A 15,367-nucleotide genomic window follows, 5' to 3' on the forward strand; every position below is an offset into this window, starting at 1 on the left:
GAGGCACGGCGCGAACCCGCACCGTGCCTCCCGACCGTGTCGACGGACCCGCGGTCCGACGGACCCGCTACGCCTTCGCGGCGGCGACCACCTCGCGCAGGAGCGCCGCGGTCTCGGACGGCGTCTTGCCGACCTTGACCCCGGCGGCCTCGAGCGCCTGCTTCTTCGCCTCGGCCGTGCCCGCGGAACCCGACACGATCGCGCCCGCGTGGCCCATGGTCTTGCCCTCGGGCGCCGTGAAGCCCGCGACGTAGCCGACGACCGGCTTCGTGACGTGCGCCTTGATGTAGTCGGCGGCGCGCTCCTCGGCGTCGCCACCGATCTCGCCGATCATGACGATGGCCTCGGTCTCGGGGTCGGCCTCGAACGCGGCGAGCGCGTCGATGTGCGTCGTGCCGATGACCGGGTCGCCGCCGATGCCGATGGCGGTCGAGAAGCCGAGGTCACGGAGCTCGTACATCATCTGGTAGGTCAGGGTGCCCGACTTCGAGACGAGACCGATCGGGCCCTTGCCCGTGATCGTCGCCGGGGTGATGCCGACGAGCGACTCCCCCGGCGTGATGATGCCGGGGCAGTTCGGGCCGATGATCCGGGTCTTCCCGCCGAGGGCCTTGGCGTGCGCCCAGAACTCCGCGGAGTCCTGCACGGGGATGCCCTCGGTGATGACGACGACGAGCGGGACCTCGGCGTCGATGGCCTCCATGACGGCGTCCTTCGCGAACGCCGGCGGCACGAAGACGATCGAGACGTCGGCGCCGGTGGTGTCCACGGCCTCGCGGACGGACCCGAAGACCGGGAGCTCGACGTCGCCGTGCGTGACGGTCGTGCCGGCCTTGCGGGCGTTGACCCCGCCGACGACGTTCGTGCCGGCCTTGAGCATGAGCGCGGTGTGCTTCGTGCCCTCGCCGCCGGTGATGCCCTGGACGATGACCTTCGAGTCCTTGATGAGGAAGATCGACATTGTTCTGCAGGCTCCTTACGCCGCGGCCGCGGCGAGCTCGGCGGCCTTCTCGGCCGCATCGTCCATGGTCGCGGCGACGGTGACGAGCGGGTGTGCCGCCTCCGCCAGGATCCGGCGACCCTCGTCCACGTTGTTGCCGTCGAGGCGCACGACGAGCGGCTTGGTCGCCGAGTCGCCGAGGATGCCGAGCGCGGCGACGATGCCGTTCGCGACGGCGTCGCAGGCGGTGATGCCGCCGAAGACGTTCACGAAGACGCTCTTCACCTGCGGGTCGCCGAGGATGACGTCGAGGCCGTTCGCCATGACCTCGGCCGAGGCGCCGCCACCGATGTCGAGGAAGTTCGCGGGCTTCACGCCGCCGTGGCGCTCACCGGCGTAGGCGACGACGTCGAGCGTCGACATGACGAGTCCGGCGCCGTTGCCGATGACGCCGACCTCGCCGTCGAGCTTGACGTAGTTGAGGCCGTGCTGCTTCGCCTTGGCCTCGAGCGGGTCCTCGCTGGCGGTGTCCTCGAGCTGCGCGTGGCCCTCGTGGCGGAACTCGGCGTTGTCGTCGAGCGAGACCTTGCCGTCGAGCGCGAGGATCTGGCCGTCGCCGGTGCGGACGAGGGGGTTGACCTCGACCAGGGTGGCGTCCTCGCCGGCGAAGACGTCGTAGAGCTTCGCGAAGACGGCGGCGACCTGCGGGACGAGGTCGTCCGGGAAGCCGGCCTGGCGTGCGATGTCCTCGCCCGCCTCCTGGTTGATGCCGGTCAGCGGGTTCACCTCGACCCGGGCCAGTGCCTCGGGCTTCTCGACGGCGAGCTGCTCGATCTCCATGCCGCCCTCGACGCTCACGAGGCTCAGGTAGGAGCGGTTCGCCCGGTCGAGCAGCACGGAGAAGTAGAACTCCTCGGCGATGTCCGCACCCTGGGCGATCATCACGCGCTGGACGGTGTGGCCCTTGATGTCGAGGCCGAGGATCGCCTGCGCGTGCTCGTACGCCTCGTCCGGGGTCTTCGCGACCTTGACGCCGCCGGCCTTGCCGCGACCGCCGACCTTCACCTGCGCCTTGACGACGACCACGCCGCCGATCTTCTCGGCCGCTGCCTTCGCCTCCTCAGGGGTGTCGGCGATGATCCCCTGGAGGACGGGGACGCCGTAGGACTCGAAGAGGTCCCTGGCCTGGTACTCGAAAAGATCCACGCTGTTCTTCTTCCCGCACGTTCCGTGCGATCGGCATCGGTCACCTGGTTGCCACACTCCACATCGAGGGTCGCTCGATGTCGAGACAACGGCCGCGGGTCAGCCTAGCGCCGGCAGGTGGACGCGCGGTGCGCGCGGGTGCGGACCGCTCACTGGCGGTCGACCGGGAGGCACGGATCGCCCCTGGTGCGCGCTGGCCGCAGCGCGCACTGCCGCAGGTGCCCCCAGGACCGCTCCGGCACGGTGGACGCGATGGACACCGCACTCCGTACCCGCGCCGCCGACGTCTTCGGCTGGGACCTCCGAGACGCCCAGGCAACGGTCATCGACGCCGTGCTCCGCGGCCGTGACGCCCTGGCGCTGATGCCGACCGGCTCGGGCAAGTCCGCGATCTACCAGGTCGCCGGCCTCGCCCTGGACGGGCTGGTCGTCGTGGTGTCGCCGCTGGTGTCGCTGCAGCAGGACCAGGTCGTCGGGCTGCGGTCGCACCCGGACGCGCCGGCCGCCGTGACGATCAACGCGACCGTCTCGGCGTCCGAAGTCGCCGACGCGTGGGACGCCATCGCCGCCGGGGACGTCCGCTACGTGTTCCTCGCGCCGGAACAGCTCGCGAAGGACGAGGTCGTCGAACGCCTCGCCGACGCCGGCGTCGCGCTCCTCACGGTCGACGAGGCGCACTGCGTGTCGTCGTGGGGGCACGACTTCCGTCCCGCGTACCTCGCGCTCGGTGAGGCTGCCGAGCGCCTCGGGCGTCCGCCGGTCCTCGCCCTGACGGCGACCGGCTCGGCTCCGGTCCGTGACGACGTCATCGCCCGGCTCGGCATGCGGGACCCGGTGGTGCTGGCCGCGGGCTTCGACCGCCCCGGCATCCGCATCGAGGTCGAGCGGTACGCCGACGCCGACGACAAGCGCTCGGCCGTCGTCGAGCAGGCAGCCGCGGCGACCGGCACCGGCATCGTGTACGTCGCCACCCGTCGCGAGACCGACGAGTACGCCGACGCTCTCCGCGCGCGGGGCAAGGACGCCCGGCCGTACCACGCCGGCATGCGGGTGAAGGACCGCGAGGCCGTGCTGCACGCCTTCCACGACGGCGAGCTCGACGTCGTGGTCGCGACGAGTGCGTTCGGCATGGGCATCGACAAGCCCGACGTCCGCTTCGTCCTGCACGCCGACGTCGCCGAGTCCGTCGACGCCCACTACCAGGAGATCGGTCGTGCCGGACGTGACGGCCAGCCGGCCACCGCGACGCTGCACTACCGCTCCGAGGACCTCGGCCTCCGCCGCTTCTTCGCCTCCGGGACCCCGAGGCCCGCGTCACTGCGCGCCGTGTTCGACGCCGTGCCCACGACCGGGTCGATCCCCCGCTCGGCCGTCGCGGACGCGTCGGGCCTGTCGTCCCGCACGGCAGCCCGCGCCGCGAACACCCTGGTCGAGGCGGGTGCGCTCGACGACGGACCCGACGGGTTGGCGCGGGTCGACGGCGGGCCCACCAGCGCGGCCGCGGCAGCGAAGGCGGCGTCGGAGCGTGCCGACCAGCGTGAGGAGGTCGAGCAGTCCCGCATCGCGATGATGCGCCGGTTCGCCGAGACGCTCGGGTGCCGTCGCCAGTTCCTCCTCGGGTACTTCGGCGACGAGCTCGCGGAGCCGTGCGGCAACTGCGACACGTGCACGTCCGGCACCGCCTACGAGGACGCCGCGCACGGCGCCGACGGGGCGCACGACGACGTCTGGCCGCCGGAGTCGGCCGTCGAGCACGCCACGTGGGGCCGCGGCACCGTGATGAGCACCGAGGACGACCGCGTGACGGTGTTCTTCGAGTCCGCGGGGTACAGGACCCTCGGCATCGCGGACGTCGAGGAGCGCCACCTGCTCGAGCGCGTCTGACGCCCGGCTCTCGTCGCTCGGGCGGGGGAAGGCGCGGCCGCTCGACCACCCGTCGGCGACCGCGCTCCACTCCCCCGAGCACGCCAGAGCATGCACCGGCGTCGTGTCGCGGAGGTGACCATGGGGTGAACGCGACCCGAACCCGGGCCGCTCCCCGTGCCTCCAGGCCGGTCCGGTGCGCGCACCGGACACCTGTCCCCCGTACCGTCCCGTTCCTCCGACGGCCGTCGCGTACGCAGGAGGACCACGACGAGAGGAACACCACATGAGCACCGACGTCAACCAGGCCGCACAGGAACGCCTCGGCGGCATCATCCAGGACCGCGCGTTCGACCGCTTCGGCGAGGTCTGGGCGGAGGACGTCGTCGACCACGACCCGGCGCCCGACCAGGCCCCCGGGCTCGCCGGCATCGTCGACTTCTGGCAGGACTTCACGACGGCGTTCCCGGACCTCGAGCTGACCCCGGACCCGCTGGTCGTCACCGACGACTTCGTCACCGCGGTGTTCACGATCCGCGGCACCCACACCGGGCCGTTCCAGGGACACGAGCCCACCGGGAAGTCGTTCGAGGTCCGCGGCATCCAGGTCGCGAAGTTCCGCGACGGCAAGATCGTCGAGCGCTGGGGAGCGACCGACGAGCAGGGTCTCGCGCAGCAGCTCGGGCTCGACGACGCGTCGAGCGACGACCACGGCGACGTCCGCTTCGTGTCCGCCTAGGCGTGGCGCGTAGACAGGACACCCACACGACGAGAGGAACACCATGAGCGACCCCGGCACCACCCCGAACGACGGCTTCGACACCGAGGGCTTGCGCGGCGACGACGTGGACACCGAGCACACCGGCCCCTACGAGGTGGACGAGCGCGAGGAGTCCCTCGAGACCGTCACGAACGACGCCGTCGCGGGCGAGACCGTCGAGCCCCAGCCGGGCGACGGTACCGACGACGGCCCGACCGGCGGCGCGCCCGCAGAGGGATCGCCCGACCTGTGGGAGCACGACGGCGACGAGGACCACCCGGACCTCGGCGACGACCTCGGCACCAAGCCGCTCTGACGCCAGACCGTGCACGAGGGGATGCACTCGCTAGCATCGCAGCGTGATCACCCGGCTCCGGCAGCATCTGCGTCGGTACCCCGGCGCGGCACGGCTCCTGGCGGTCGCCGGCCTCCTGCTGATCGCGTCCGCGGCGCACACCGGCGTCCGCTCGGGCCTGACGGCCTGCGGGCCGCAGACCGCGGGGCCCGGCTGCACGGCGACGAACGCGGGGTGGGTCGTACTGCTCGTCGCCGGGGTGCTGGCCGCGGTGGTCGGCGGCTCCGGCGCGGTGTGGCCGCTGCCGGCCGTCTGGCTCGTCGTCGCACTCCTCACGGCAGCGCAGGGCGAGGTCGGCAGCTCGGGGTTCCTCGTGGGGGCGCTCGCCCTCGGCACCGTCGCGCTCGGTGCGGCGGTCTGGGCGGATGTGGCGGCGGCCCGCGCGCGGGCGCGTCGGTCCCGGCGTGAGCGCTGAGCGCCACGTCCGTCCCGGTCGGACGGGAGGCACGGCGCACGACCCGCACCGCGCCTCCCGTCCGACCGCTGGTCGCGACCGCGAACTGCGCGACCTGCTCGCCGACAGCACCCCGGTCGCGGCCGGCGGCCGCGCCATCCTGCTGCAGATCGCCGACCCCGTCGTCGCCGCGGGCGTCCGACGCCACTCCGACTTCGCGCGGCGGCCGCAGCAGCGGCTCGCGCACACGCTCGCCTTCGTCTCCGCCGTCGTCTCCGGGACGCCCGCGGACGCCGCCCTCGCCGCCGCGTTCGTCGATCGCGCGCACGTGCCCGTCGCGGGTGCCGACGACGTCGACCGACAGCTCTGGGTCGCGGCGACCCTGTTCGACTCGGCCCGACTGGCGCACCGGCGCTTCGGCGCGGAGCGGTTCGGCGACCGTGCCGAGGAGGTCCTCGCCGCCTACGCCCCCATCGGGACCGCGCTCCGCGTGCCGCCGTCGCGGTGGCCCGGGTCCGTCGCCGCGTTCGACCGGTACTGGTCGGAGTCGCTCGACCGGCTGACCGTGACCGACGACGCCCGCGGGGTCGTGCGTGACCTCCTGCACCCGCGCGCCGCGCCGTGGTGGGTGCGGGTCGCGATGCCGCTCGTGCGGGTCGTCACCGTCGGGATGCTGCCCGATCGGCTCCGTGCCGAGTACGGGTTCGCGTGGGGGCCGCGCGAACGTCGGCGGTACGAACGTGCCGTCCGTCGGCTCCGCGCGGTGCGACGGGTCGTGCCGGGGGTGCTCCTCCGGTTGCCCGGGCCGCTGCTGGTGCGGGCGATGCGGCGGGCGGCGGGGAAGCACCACACGGTACGGTGACGGGCATGCCGGTCGACCACTTCGCCATCACGGTCCCGCGGTCCTGGTTCGAGCTGCCGGTCGAGCCCGACCGCCGCGACGACCGCATCAGCACCCTCGTCCAGGACCGCATCGCCGAACACCGCGAGCTCTGGGACCACCGCACCGAGATCGTCCGCGTCCTGCGGCGGTTCGCCCGTTCCGCGTGGGACAGCGGTGCGCGGTACTGCGCAGCGTTCGCGGAACCGAGCGAGGACGGCGTCGTCTCCGGTGCCCTGACGGTGACGGTGCTCCCCGCACCCGGCGACCAGGACGACCCGACCGGCTCCCTGATCGACCACGTCGCTGCGCTCGGCGGGAACGACGCGGGCATGCACGTCGACGTGCACGACCTCCCCAGGGCGGGACGCGTCCCGCGGGTGTGGGGGACCTCGACCGTGCAGGCGCCGGACGACCGCGGTTCCTTCGACGTCGTGCTCATGCAGACGTTCGTCCCCGCCGACGGCCAGGTCGCCCTCGTGAGCGTCTCCTCCCCGGCGACCGACCTCGCCGAGCCGCTGCTCGAGCTGTTCGAGACCGTGACCGACACCTTCGAACTGCTCGACTCGGCTGCCGGGTCCGACGGAGTCCGCTGATGCGCATCTGGCCGTTCCGCCGCCGTCGGAAGCCCGCCGAGCCCGTCGTCGAGCACGTCACCGAGGCCGACCTCGCCCGGATGGCCGAACGTGGCGAACTCGCCCGCGTGGTCACCACACCGCCCCCGGCACCGCGCGCGTCCGCCGACCGGGTGCGGGCGACCGTCGCGCAGCTCCCCGGCCGGCCCCTCGGCGGGGCCGCGGTCGGGCGGGGCGGTGCGCCGGCACGACAGCGGCCCGGAGCGGTCCTCGTGCTCGACGACGAGCGGCGGGTCACGGTGTCGGGCTCCGGCCTCATCGGCCGCGACCCGGCGAGCACGCACCCGGGGGGCGCGCACGACCACGTCATCGCCCTCGACGATCCGGAACGCCTGCTCAGCCGCACGCACCTCGAGTTCGGCTTCGGAGCCGAGGGGTCGTTCTGGGTCCTCGACGCGGGCTCGGCGAACGGAGCCGAGCTCCGTCGCCCCGGGTTCCCGGCGGTCATGCTCGCCCCCGCTCAACGCACCGTCGTCGCGCCGGGGGACACCGTGGTCTTCGGCGGGCACACCCTGCGGGCGGAGCCGGTGGTCGGGCTGGTGGACGAGGTGCAGCTCGGCTGATCACTCGGGGACGATCCGACCAGGAACGCCTACTCAACACGAGCATCGAGTCGCAGCTCAGCGAACACGGTCAGCGGATCCTGGCGGAAGCCCCCGACAGTGCCGACAACGCGATCTGACCGCGTCAGCGGTACCGCGAAGGGGTGCCCCCGCAGCCGGACCACGTCGGTGAGCCACTGGTCTACGAAGGTCCGAGACACGATGTACGGCCCGGAGACGCGGGAGGGGATCGTGTGGATGAAGATGGTCGCCATCGTGTCCGGCTGATATGTCGGGCTGCTAGGCTCGCATCGCATCGAGACCTGGGGAGGGATGATGGTGCGGCCGTCTGGGTGGGATGTGGTCGATCAGGGTGGTGACCCGGTCAAGGGGGACCCGGCGACGATCCGGATGATGAGTCGGGAGTACCAGCGCATCTCCGACGCCGCCTCCGACGCGTCGACCCGGTTGAACTCGGTGAAGGGGTCGGGGTGGTTGACCGACTGGGAGGGCGAGGCGGCGGACGTGTTCGTCGACGCGATCCAGGACACCCCGTCGGACCTGTCCAAACTCGTCGACAGTTACGCGTTGGCCGCGTCGGCGTTGTCGGGGTGGGCAGACGTGGTCGATGACACCCAGTACCGTGCCGATGGTGCGTTGGCGGACGCGAAGGACGCCGCCGGTGACCTCACCGCCGCGCAGGACCGGCTGTCGGACGCGCAAGCGACCCTGACCCACTACCAGAGCGCCGCCCGGTCGTTGTCGCAGGTCGCGGACCGGTACCCGGCCGGCTCCGACGTGCCCGACGGGGTGGACGTGCCCACGCCGGCGCAGTTGCGGGCAGCGACCGACAACACGTCCGTCGCACAGGGCTCCGTGTCGAGTGCGCAGGGGGACATCGCCGCGGCGCAGTCCCGGATCGATGCCGCGAAACGCCTCGTCGCCGACGCGAAGGGTGACTGGGAAGACGCAGAGCGGCGGACCGCGACGAAGATCGGTGACGCCGCCGACGCGGGGCTGGGGAAGCAGTCGTTCTGGGACAAGGTGTTCGGCTCCGAAACGTGGGAGACGATCGTGTCGGTCGCGAAGGTCGTCGTCGCCGTCGGCGGGATCATCGCGATGATCATCCCCGGACCATGGACCCTGGTCATCGCCGCGATCGCACTCGTGGTCCTCGCCGACACGTTGTACAAGATGAGCCAGGGCAAAGCCGACGGATGGGACCTCGCCTTCGCCCTCCTCGACTGTGTGCCCGCAGGCGGTGCTGCGGCGGCCGCGCTCAAGGGAACGCGGGCAGCAACCGCCATCGCCAGGTCGGTGGAAGCGGTCGGATCGCTCCGCGCGGTCCGGGTCGTCCGGACACTCGCGGGCGGAGCTTCCCGAATCGCTGGTTCGGCCGCGAGCCGGGCTGCTTACCGGTTCGGGCAGAAGGTTGACGGATTCGCCCTGAGCGCTGCTCGTTCCGATCGGTTCCAAGACGCCTACCTCGCGGCTCGCACCACGATCCATCGGCTGCGCGGCGGGCAGTTCACCGACCAGGGCAACATCGTCGTGCACCGATGGACGCCCGTCGAGCGGGGGCCGCTCAGCGGCGAGGTCGCGAACACGGCGGACACCTTCCGGTCGAGCACCTACAGCGAGGTCCTCGTCACCAACCGCGAGACCACGCTCTACCGCAGCGTCAACAGCGGTTCGCGGTACCCGATCGGCGAGTTCTGGGGGAAGACCGAGCCAACGGGACCCTTCGCGACCCAGCAGGAGTTCGCCCTGCGGCCCGAGTGGAACGCCGATCCGAACACGCCGGGCATCAACACGCCTCTCCCGCAGGCCGACCAGTACCTCAAGGCGGACATGCCCGTCGGCACCCGTGTCTACGAAGGTCCCGCCGCACCGCAGTCGTCGATGTCGTGGAACCACGAGACCGACCAGACGCTTTACGGCAACGCCTTCCAGCAGACGCCCGGCGGCAAGGAGCAGGTCTACCTGCCGCGCAACGCCTTCGGCACCCAAGAAGAGGCCGCCAAGCGCCTCGGCCTGCCATGGGATGATGCCCTGAACCGACCGGCCACCCTGCCGGTCACCGGCCGCTGATCGAGGACCCGTGACCTTCCCCACGAACGACCTGGAACAAGTCCTGCTCGCGGCGAGCCGGAACGAGACGGGGATCAGCTCGTTCCTCGATCGGCTCCTCGACTCGGACCTCGTCGTGCCGACGGTGCCCACGCCCGATGGCGGACGTTCGCTCGACGTCCTCTCGATCGACAACCGCGCGTACGTCACGGTGTTCACCTCCACCGACCAGGCGTCCGCTGCCTCGGCGGCCGGTGAACTCGACACCGTCCCCGCCCGTACCCTCCTCGGCGCCGTCCCGGACCACGTCGGGTTCGCCGTCAACCCCGGCGGTGACCTCGGTCTCCCCGTCCACGCCGAGACCCTGCGTCAGGCTGCCGAGGGCTCGACGCGACTGACGGCCGGCACCCGGATCCGGATCGGCCACCCCGCGGCGGAGCCGACTGCGTTCCTCGAGGCGCTCGCGTCTCGATTGCGCCAGGTCCCCGCCGTCCACGCAGCACGTCGTGCGTGGGCCTCGGTGGGCGACCAGCAGCCCGGACTCGTCATCGGGGTCGACCTCGACCCCGACAGCCCGGACACCCGGCGAGCCGCGGTCGACACGATCGGGCAGGCCGCGCGGGACCACGAGACCGGATTCTCCGTGGACGCGGTCTTCACGAACGACCGCGACGAGTTCACCACCTGGATGCAGGACGAGGCTGAGCCTTTCTACGAGAGCGCCTGAGCGTGGTGCGTCGGACAATGCCGGCGACGCCCGTCCCTGACGAGCTGCACCTGGCGGTCGACACCACGGGGAGCCCTCTGACCGTGCCGTTCGACCGGGGTCGTTCGTCGGTCTTCGCCTACTCGGTGGCCGACGACCGCCCTGCCAGCCGCGGAACCACCACCCGGCCGGTCTCCCGGCAGTCGCTCGTCGACGACGAACGGAGAGGGAGTGCCGCTGTGCAGGTCGACGCCGCGGACGGCCATGTCGAGGGGCTCCCGGTCGTCGACCCGAAGCGTCGTGGCCACGGCCTGTTGAGCATCCCCCCGGAACACGTACGGGCCCTTCGGCTCACGGCGGCGGCCGGCATCTGGGCCGAGATCACCTCGCGGGAGTCCGGAGCCGACTCAGCGTGGAAGCTGCTCACCACGGGCGCCGATGCGCGCACGCTCTGCGTCGTGCTCGACCCCGACCCCGACGCCTGGTGTACTCGGGCCGCGGCCGCGCTCGGACCGCGCCCGCACCCCGAGGTCACGGTGGTCGACAGTCCAGATGCGCTGCCCCTCGCTTGGCGGCACGCCGGGCGCGCACTCCTTCCGACCGATGACTGAGACGAGCGCACCACGCTTCATCCGAGTCGGCCCGATCGCAGCCCGACGTTTCGACGAGCGCGGCCGTCTCGAGATCCCCCTGGACGGCGTCGAACAGGGTTCCTGGGTCGGCACACCGATCGAGCGGCTGGTGTCGAGAGCGGCAGCGCTCGCACTCGTCGTGGACGTCCTGGACCCTGCGGTCGATGCGCAGGTCGGTGCGGAACACCGTTTCATCCTGAACAGCCGGATCGACGGTCGGATCGACACCAGAACGGGCAACCCCCCTCCGGAGAGGCAGGCGTACGGCGCCCTCGTGGACGTTCCCCTCGACCTCGACCTCCTCGATCGGCATGCGGTCCTGGTGCACGATCGGGTCCCCGGAGGGCCTGCGAACGACGCGATGTCGCTGCGGTACCCGCGAGTGGGGCGCCTGGTCGAGCAGCTCGGACCGGGGGTGACGTGGTATCCGGACGGCGAACGCGACTACTTCGACCAGTTGCTCTCGTTCGCCGGTGCTGTGACCGGTCGTGATCGTCGTGAGGGCGACCGCCGGGCGCGACTCTGGGACAAGCAGCTCGAACGGTGGCAGCGGAAGAGCAGCGACGCCGAACGTGCCCTCGAGGGGCCGTGGACATGACCGGAGCGGATGCGCTCACCATCTGGGGTCAGTCAGTTGAGCTCGACGTGTGGATGGCGGCTGACGAGGACGGCCAATCGGTCGTCCTCGCACTCGAGGGCCAGCCTGCCAAGTCGTTCTCGTTCGATGACCAGGGCGACGACGCGCACGGTCTGATCGACCACGCCGGGAACGTTGTCCCGGACGGGATGAACCAGGTGCTGATGGATCCCGCCACGCGGAGCCCGCAGCCAGGCGTCCTCACGACACACCAGTACGCCAACGCGCTGCGGGACCTCGGCACGCGTGGCACATCGGTCGCAGCGGGGATCGTCACGGCACCGTGGGACATCAGTGAAGCGACACAGTACGTCCAGGACCGACCACGGTGACCCGAAGCGGCATCACCCGGGCGGGCCACGAACTGCTCGACCGTTCACCGTCGTGGAACGCCCTGCCTGACCGCGCCGCGGACGGGCGATGGGTCATCACCGACTCCGTCGCTCCGATGTGGCCGGAGTACGGCGCGAGCCTGCAACTGCTCAACGCGCTGTCCGCCGACGGGTACGACGTCGATGACCTCGACGGCATGCTGTTCGAGCGTGGGCGACAGGTCGTCGTCCCGCATGTGGCACTCGTCCACACGAGATCTGCGCCGACCGTGCTCGCGTCGCTGGCGCTGGCGCACACGTTCCACGTCGCGTCCTTCGCGCTCGACGGGCGGACCGACGTGAACATCGAGGATGGTCGGAGGAACGAGTACGAAGCCCGTCGCTTCCGCACCACCGTGAGTCCGGACAGGGGAGCACTCGATCGCCACGAGCCCGGTGTGGTGCCGATCACGGTCTCCCGCATCGAGAAGTCCGTGGAGCCGCTCCAGCCGGATGAGCGTGGGATCTACACCGTGCCGCCGACCAGTCCGTACGAACGAGGGTGGGGCAGACTCGCACCCGTCCTCCGCACGATCGCTGAACTCGGGTTCGACGTCCGTCCGGACCTCGGCGCGTACAGGTCGCTGTCCGCCGTCGTCCGGCCTTCTTGGGGCATTGAGATCCGCGGAGCCGACGACTGGACGGAGCTGCTCGCACGATTCGCGTTCCCGCAGGGCGTCCAGGCGGAGGTGCTCTCCGATGGCTACGCCCTGATCCGCGACATCCCGCACCCCGACGTCCCACTGCAGCCGACCTTCGCGCTGGTCTTCACACCCCGGCCACCTGCCGCATCCAGCTTCTCGGCAAGGATCTTCTCATGATGAGCAACAACACGAACATCTCGTCGGAACAACGGCGGGCGCTGATGGTGCGCTCTCGGTTCGCGTTCGCAGCTGCCTCGGTCATCGCACTCCGGCACGACGAGCAGGGCATACCGCTCGGCGTCCTCAGCCCCGAGGGTGTCCCGCTCGCGCTGGCGTTCACCGATCCCGCTGCGGCCCTCGCCCGGATTCCGGCGGGAGTCGCCGCGACGCCGCTGTCCCTGCCGATGTCGAGTCTGGTCGCCGGCCTGCCCGCTGACTGGGGTCTCGTGCTCGACATCGGCCACCCCTACCCGCAGGTCGTGCAGCCGGACGAGAAGCAAGCGGTCATCGCCGCTGGCGGCCCGTTCCCTGAAGGCGCTGATGTCTCGCTCCGTGCGGCACAGGCCGCTTCCCAGGAGTTCTCTGACGCGCTCGCCGAGCATGCACCTCGCACCCCGGGCGTGGTCCGGGTGTGGCTGTTCAGTCATGCCGTCGACATCGTGCCCGCGGACTTGATGGTCGTCGTGTCGACGACTGACCGCAACGCTGCGATCGCCTTCGCCGACGTCGTGTTCGAACTTGCTCGGGTGCATGACGTTGCGGTCCCGGTCCTCACTGCCTGGATCGACGAGCTGCCGGTCGATCACGCCACCTGGGTTCGCCGTCAGGCTCCGCTCGCGAACGTTCCACAGCGCTGATGCGAGGCGAGATCGTCTCCCGTCCGGTCGTCCTCATGCATCGAGAAGAGGCGGTGGCCGGGAACCTCTCGCTGGTCGGGGAGGACACCGAAGACCGCGTTGGCCGTTTCGTCCTCGAGTGCGCTGTCGAGGGGCTTCGCTTCCGGGGCGAGGGGAGTGATGTCACTGCGGCTCTCGATGCGCTTCGGTCCCGACTCGAGGCCGCCGATCTCCTGATCCAGGTCGCCGGAGCTGAGCCCGATGTGGTCGTCAGCCCGATGAGCCGTCAGATGGGTCAGGGACGCCGAGGCTACCGGGTGCAGATCGGACGACCTGCCGACCGGGACGCGATGGTCGATGTGCTCGAACCTGCGAAGCACGGGGTCACGCTCGCCGAACAGTCCGATGCGGCGAACCGTTGGTATCGGAGCCTCGCTGACCGGTCGGATCACGGCCGTGTGCAGTCGCCGATCGCGTTGCAGGACGAGATGGCAGGACGAACTCTGGCGGCGACCAAGGTCCCGAACGAGCTCCACCTGGCTGTCGATGGCGCCGGCCAGCCTGTGACGGTGCCGTTCGACCGTGGTCGGTCGTCCGTCTTCGCGTACTCGGTCGCAGACGATCGCCCTCCTGCCAGAGGGACGGCGACGCAGCCCGTCTCCCGCGAGGCGCTCGTCGAGGACGAACGGAGCGGCCGCTTCGCCGTGCAGGTCGACGCGGCAGCCGACCACGGCGACGGGCTCTCGGTCCTCCACCGTCCGGCTCGTCGTCCCGGGGTGCTGAGCATCCCGCCGGAGCACGTACGCGCACTCCCCCTCTCGGCTGCGCAGGGGATCTGGGCCGAGATCGTCGTGCGGTCGTCGGGGCCGGACTCAGCCTGGACGCTGTTCACGACGGGTGCCGACGCGCGGCGCCTCTCCCTCGTGCTCGATCCCGACCCGGACGCGTGGTGCATCCGTGTCGTCGCCGCGCTCGGCCCGAGGCCGCACCCGGAGGTCTTCGTGGTCAACCGGCCGGATGCGTTGCCTCGCGCTTGGAGGCGAGCCGCACGGCACCTCCTGCCCGAGCCACCGCCGCCGCGGCCACCGACAGCTTGACCCTCGTGCCGTGACGTGCCCGGCATCAGGTTCGACGGCGAGATGACCGCACAGCACGTCTGAACCCTACGGGCGATCGGGATGTGACCGTCCCCCGGCGACCTGGACGTGGGCGGACCGCGCGCGGTTGGCTGGGGTCATGTCCGCTTCCCTGTCCGGTGACGAGTCCCTGCACCTGCCCGAGTTCGACGCCCCGCCCGCATCGCCGATCGACCTCGCCCGCAAGTGGCTCGACGACGCTGCGTCACGTGAGGTGTCCGAGCCGATGTCGATGACCCTCGCGACCGCGGGAGCCGACGGCCGCGTGAGCGCGCGGACGGTCGACGTCAAGCGACTCGATGACCGCGGCCTGGTGTTCGGCACCTCGACGCTCAGCCCCAAGGGACGGCAGCTCGCCGAGAACCCCCACGCGGCGCTCCAGGTCTACTGGCGCGAGACGATGCAGCAGCTCCGGTTCGAGGGGCGCGCCGTGCAGCTCTCCGACGCGGAGTCCGACGCCCTGTTCGCCGACCGCTCGCCGAAGTCCCGCGCCGCGACCGCGATCGCCGACCAGTCGGACGTCCTCGAACCGCGGACCCTGCAGGACCTGATCGACGACGCGAACACGCTGCTGTCCGACACGGACGACGACGTGCCCCGGCCTGAAGGCTGGGTGGCCTGGCGGCTTGAGCCGGAGGTCGTGGAGTTCTGGCACGGCAGCCGGGACCGGATGCACCGGCGGCTGCAGTACGTGCGCACGGAGGACGGGTGGGACACGGCGCGACTGCAGCCGTAGCCCGATTCCCGCCCGCCGGCACGC

Annotated in this window: 18 protein-coding genes; 16 read left to right on the forward strand and 2 right to left on the reverse strand. The window is 71.4% G+C overall.

Annotated elements, in window-relative coordinates; all coding sequences use genetic code 11:
• Positions 1 to 67 precede the first annotated feature (67 nt).
• Both sucD and sucC read right to left on the reverse strand, forming a co-directional pair.
• Positions 68 to 961 (reverse strand): succinate--CoA ligase subunit alpha, encoded by an 894-nt coding sequence (sucD, locus tag Csp2054_RS06740; RefSeq protein ID WP_096898546.1) that lies wholly within the window; start codon positions 959 to 961, stop codon positions 68 to 70.
• A gap of 15 nt (positions 962 to 976) precedes the next feature.
• On the reverse strand, positions 977 to 2,146 hold the full coding sequence (gene sucC, locus Csp2054_RS06745) for an ADP-forming succinate--CoA ligase subunit beta (protein WP_096898547.1): 1,170 nt from the start codon (positions 2,144 to 2,146) through the stop codon (positions 977 to 979).
• A 252-nt stretch (positions 2,147 to 2,398) separates the two neighbouring features.
• On the opposite strand from sucC, the gene Csp2054_RS06750 reads away from it, so the two are divergent.
• The 16 genes from Csp2054_RS06750 to Csp2054_RS06835 all read left to right on the forward strand — a co-directional run bounded on the left by Csp2054_RS06750 (position 2,399) and on the right by Csp2054_RS06835 (position 15,343).
• On the forward strand, positions 2,399 to 4,030 hold the full coding sequence (locus Csp2054_RS06750) for a RecQ family ATP-dependent DNA helicase (RefSeq protein ID WP_096898648.1): 1,632 nt from the start codon (positions 2,399 to 2,401) through the stop codon (positions 4,028 to 4,030).
• 265 nt (positions 4,031 to 4,295) lie between these two features.
• Positions 4,296 to 4,748, forward strand: coding sequence for an ester cyclase (locus Csp2054_RS06755; RefSeq protein ID WP_096898548.1), 453 nt, complete (start codon positions 4,296 to 4,298; stop codon positions 4,746 to 4,748).
• Between the two features lie 43 nt (positions 4,749 to 4,791).
• Positions 4,792 to 5,085 (forward strand): hypothetical protein, encoded by a 294-nt coding sequence (locus Csp2054_RS06760; protein ID WP_096898549.1) that lies wholly within the window; start codon positions 4,792 to 4,794, stop codon positions 5,083 to 5,085.
• A gap of 43 nt (positions 5,086 to 5,128) precedes the next feature.
• Positions 5,129 to 5,539: a hypothetical protein gene (locus tag Csp2054_RS17705; protein WP_141399162.1), complete on the forward strand. Its 411-nt coding sequence runs from the start codon at positions 5,129 to 5,131 to the stop codon at positions 5,537 to 5,539.
• Positions 5,529 to 6,380, forward strand: coding sequence for an oxygenase MpaB family protein (locus Csp2054_RS06770; protein ID WP_176491597.1), 852 nt, complete (start codon positions 5,529 to 5,531; stop codon positions 6,378 to 6,380). Before Csp2054_RS17705 ends, Csp2054_RS06770 begins: the two co-directional genes overlap by 11 nt.
• A gap of 5 nt (positions 6,381 to 6,385) precedes the next feature.
• Positions 6,386 to 6,994 (forward strand): hypothetical protein, encoded by a 609-nt coding sequence (locus Csp2054_RS06775; protein WP_141399163.1) that lies wholly within the window; start codon positions 6,386 to 6,388, stop codon positions 6,992 to 6,994.
• Positions 6,994 to 7,596, forward strand: coding sequence for an FHA domain-containing protein (locus Csp2054_RS06780; protein ID WP_096898553.1), 603 nt, complete (start codon positions 6,994 to 6,996; stop codon positions 7,594 to 7,596). Before Csp2054_RS06775 ends, Csp2054_RS06780 begins: the two co-directional genes overlap by 1 nt.
• Before the next feature lie 315 nt (positions 7,597 to 7,911).
• Complete coding sequence (locus Csp2054_RS06790) at positions 7,912 to 9,666, forward strand: putative T7SS-secreted protein (protein ID WP_411897141.1); 1,755 nt, start codon at positions 7,912 to 7,914, stop codon at positions 9,664 to 9,666.
• 10 nt (positions 9,667 to 9,676) lie between these two features.
• On the forward strand, positions 9,677 to 10,372 hold the full coding sequence (locus Csp2054_RS06795) for an enhanced serine sensitivity protein SseB (RefSeq protein WP_096898556.1): 696 nt from the start codon (positions 9,677 to 9,679) through the stop codon (positions 10,370 to 10,372).
• A gap of 17 nt (positions 10,373 to 10,389) precedes the next feature.
• Positions 10,390 to 10,962 carry a hypothetical protein gene (locus tag Csp2054_RS06800; RefSeq protein WP_141399164.1) on the forward strand — a complete coding sequence of 191 codons (573 nt, stop codon included), beginning with the start codon at positions 10,390 to 10,392 and terminating at the stop codon, positions 10,960 to 10,962.
• Positions 10,955 to 11,581 carry a hypothetical protein gene (locus Csp2054_RS06805; protein ID WP_096898558.1) on the forward strand — a complete coding sequence of 209 codons (627 nt, stop codon included), beginning with the start codon at positions 10,955 to 10,957 and terminating at the stop codon, positions 11,579 to 11,581. The genes Csp2054_RS06800 and Csp2054_RS06805 overlap by 8 nt, the downstream gene beginning before the upstream one ends.
• Complete coding sequence (locus Csp2054_RS06810; protein ID WP_141399165.1) at positions 11,578 to 11,952, forward strand: hypothetical protein; 375 nt, start codon at positions 11,578 to 11,580, stop codon at positions 11,950 to 11,952. The genes Csp2054_RS06805 and Csp2054_RS06810 overlap by 4 nt, the downstream gene beginning before the upstream one ends.
• Positions 11,949 to 12,812: a hypothetical protein gene (locus Csp2054_RS06815; RefSeq protein WP_096898560.1), complete on the forward strand. Its 864-nt coding sequence runs from the start codon at positions 11,949 to 11,951 to the stop codon at positions 12,810 to 12,812. Before Csp2054_RS06810 ends, Csp2054_RS06815 begins: the two co-directional genes overlap by 4 nt.
• Positions 12,809 to 13,492, forward strand: a complete 684-nt coding sequence (locus Csp2054_RS06820; protein ID WP_096898561.1) for a hypothetical protein — start codon at positions 12,809 to 12,811, stop codon at positions 13,490 to 13,492. Before Csp2054_RS06815 ends, Csp2054_RS06820 begins: the two co-directional genes overlap by 4 nt.
• Before the next feature lie 53 nt (positions 13,493 to 13,545).
• The gene (locus tag Csp2054_RS06830) at positions 13,546 to 14,568 is read left to right on the forward strand and encodes a hypothetical protein (protein WP_141399166.1); all 1,023 of its coding nucleotides are present in this window, start codon (positions 13,546 to 13,548) and stop codon (positions 14,566 to 14,568) included.
• A 139-nt stretch (positions 14,569 to 14,707) separates the two neighbouring features.
• Positions 14,708 to 15,343 (forward strand): pyridoxal 5'-phosphate synthase, encoded by a 636-nt coding sequence (locus tag Csp2054_RS06835; protein WP_096898564.1) that lies wholly within the window; start codon positions 14,708 to 14,710, stop codon positions 15,341 to 15,343.
• The last annotated feature ends 24 nt before the right edge of the window (positions 15,344 to 15,367 follow it).

Source organism: Curtobacterium sp. 'Ferrero' (assembly GCF_002412165.1).
In the GTDB taxonomy this organism is placed as follows: domain Bacteria; phylum Actinomycetota; class Actinomycetes; order Actinomycetales; family Microbacteriaceae; genus Curtobacterium.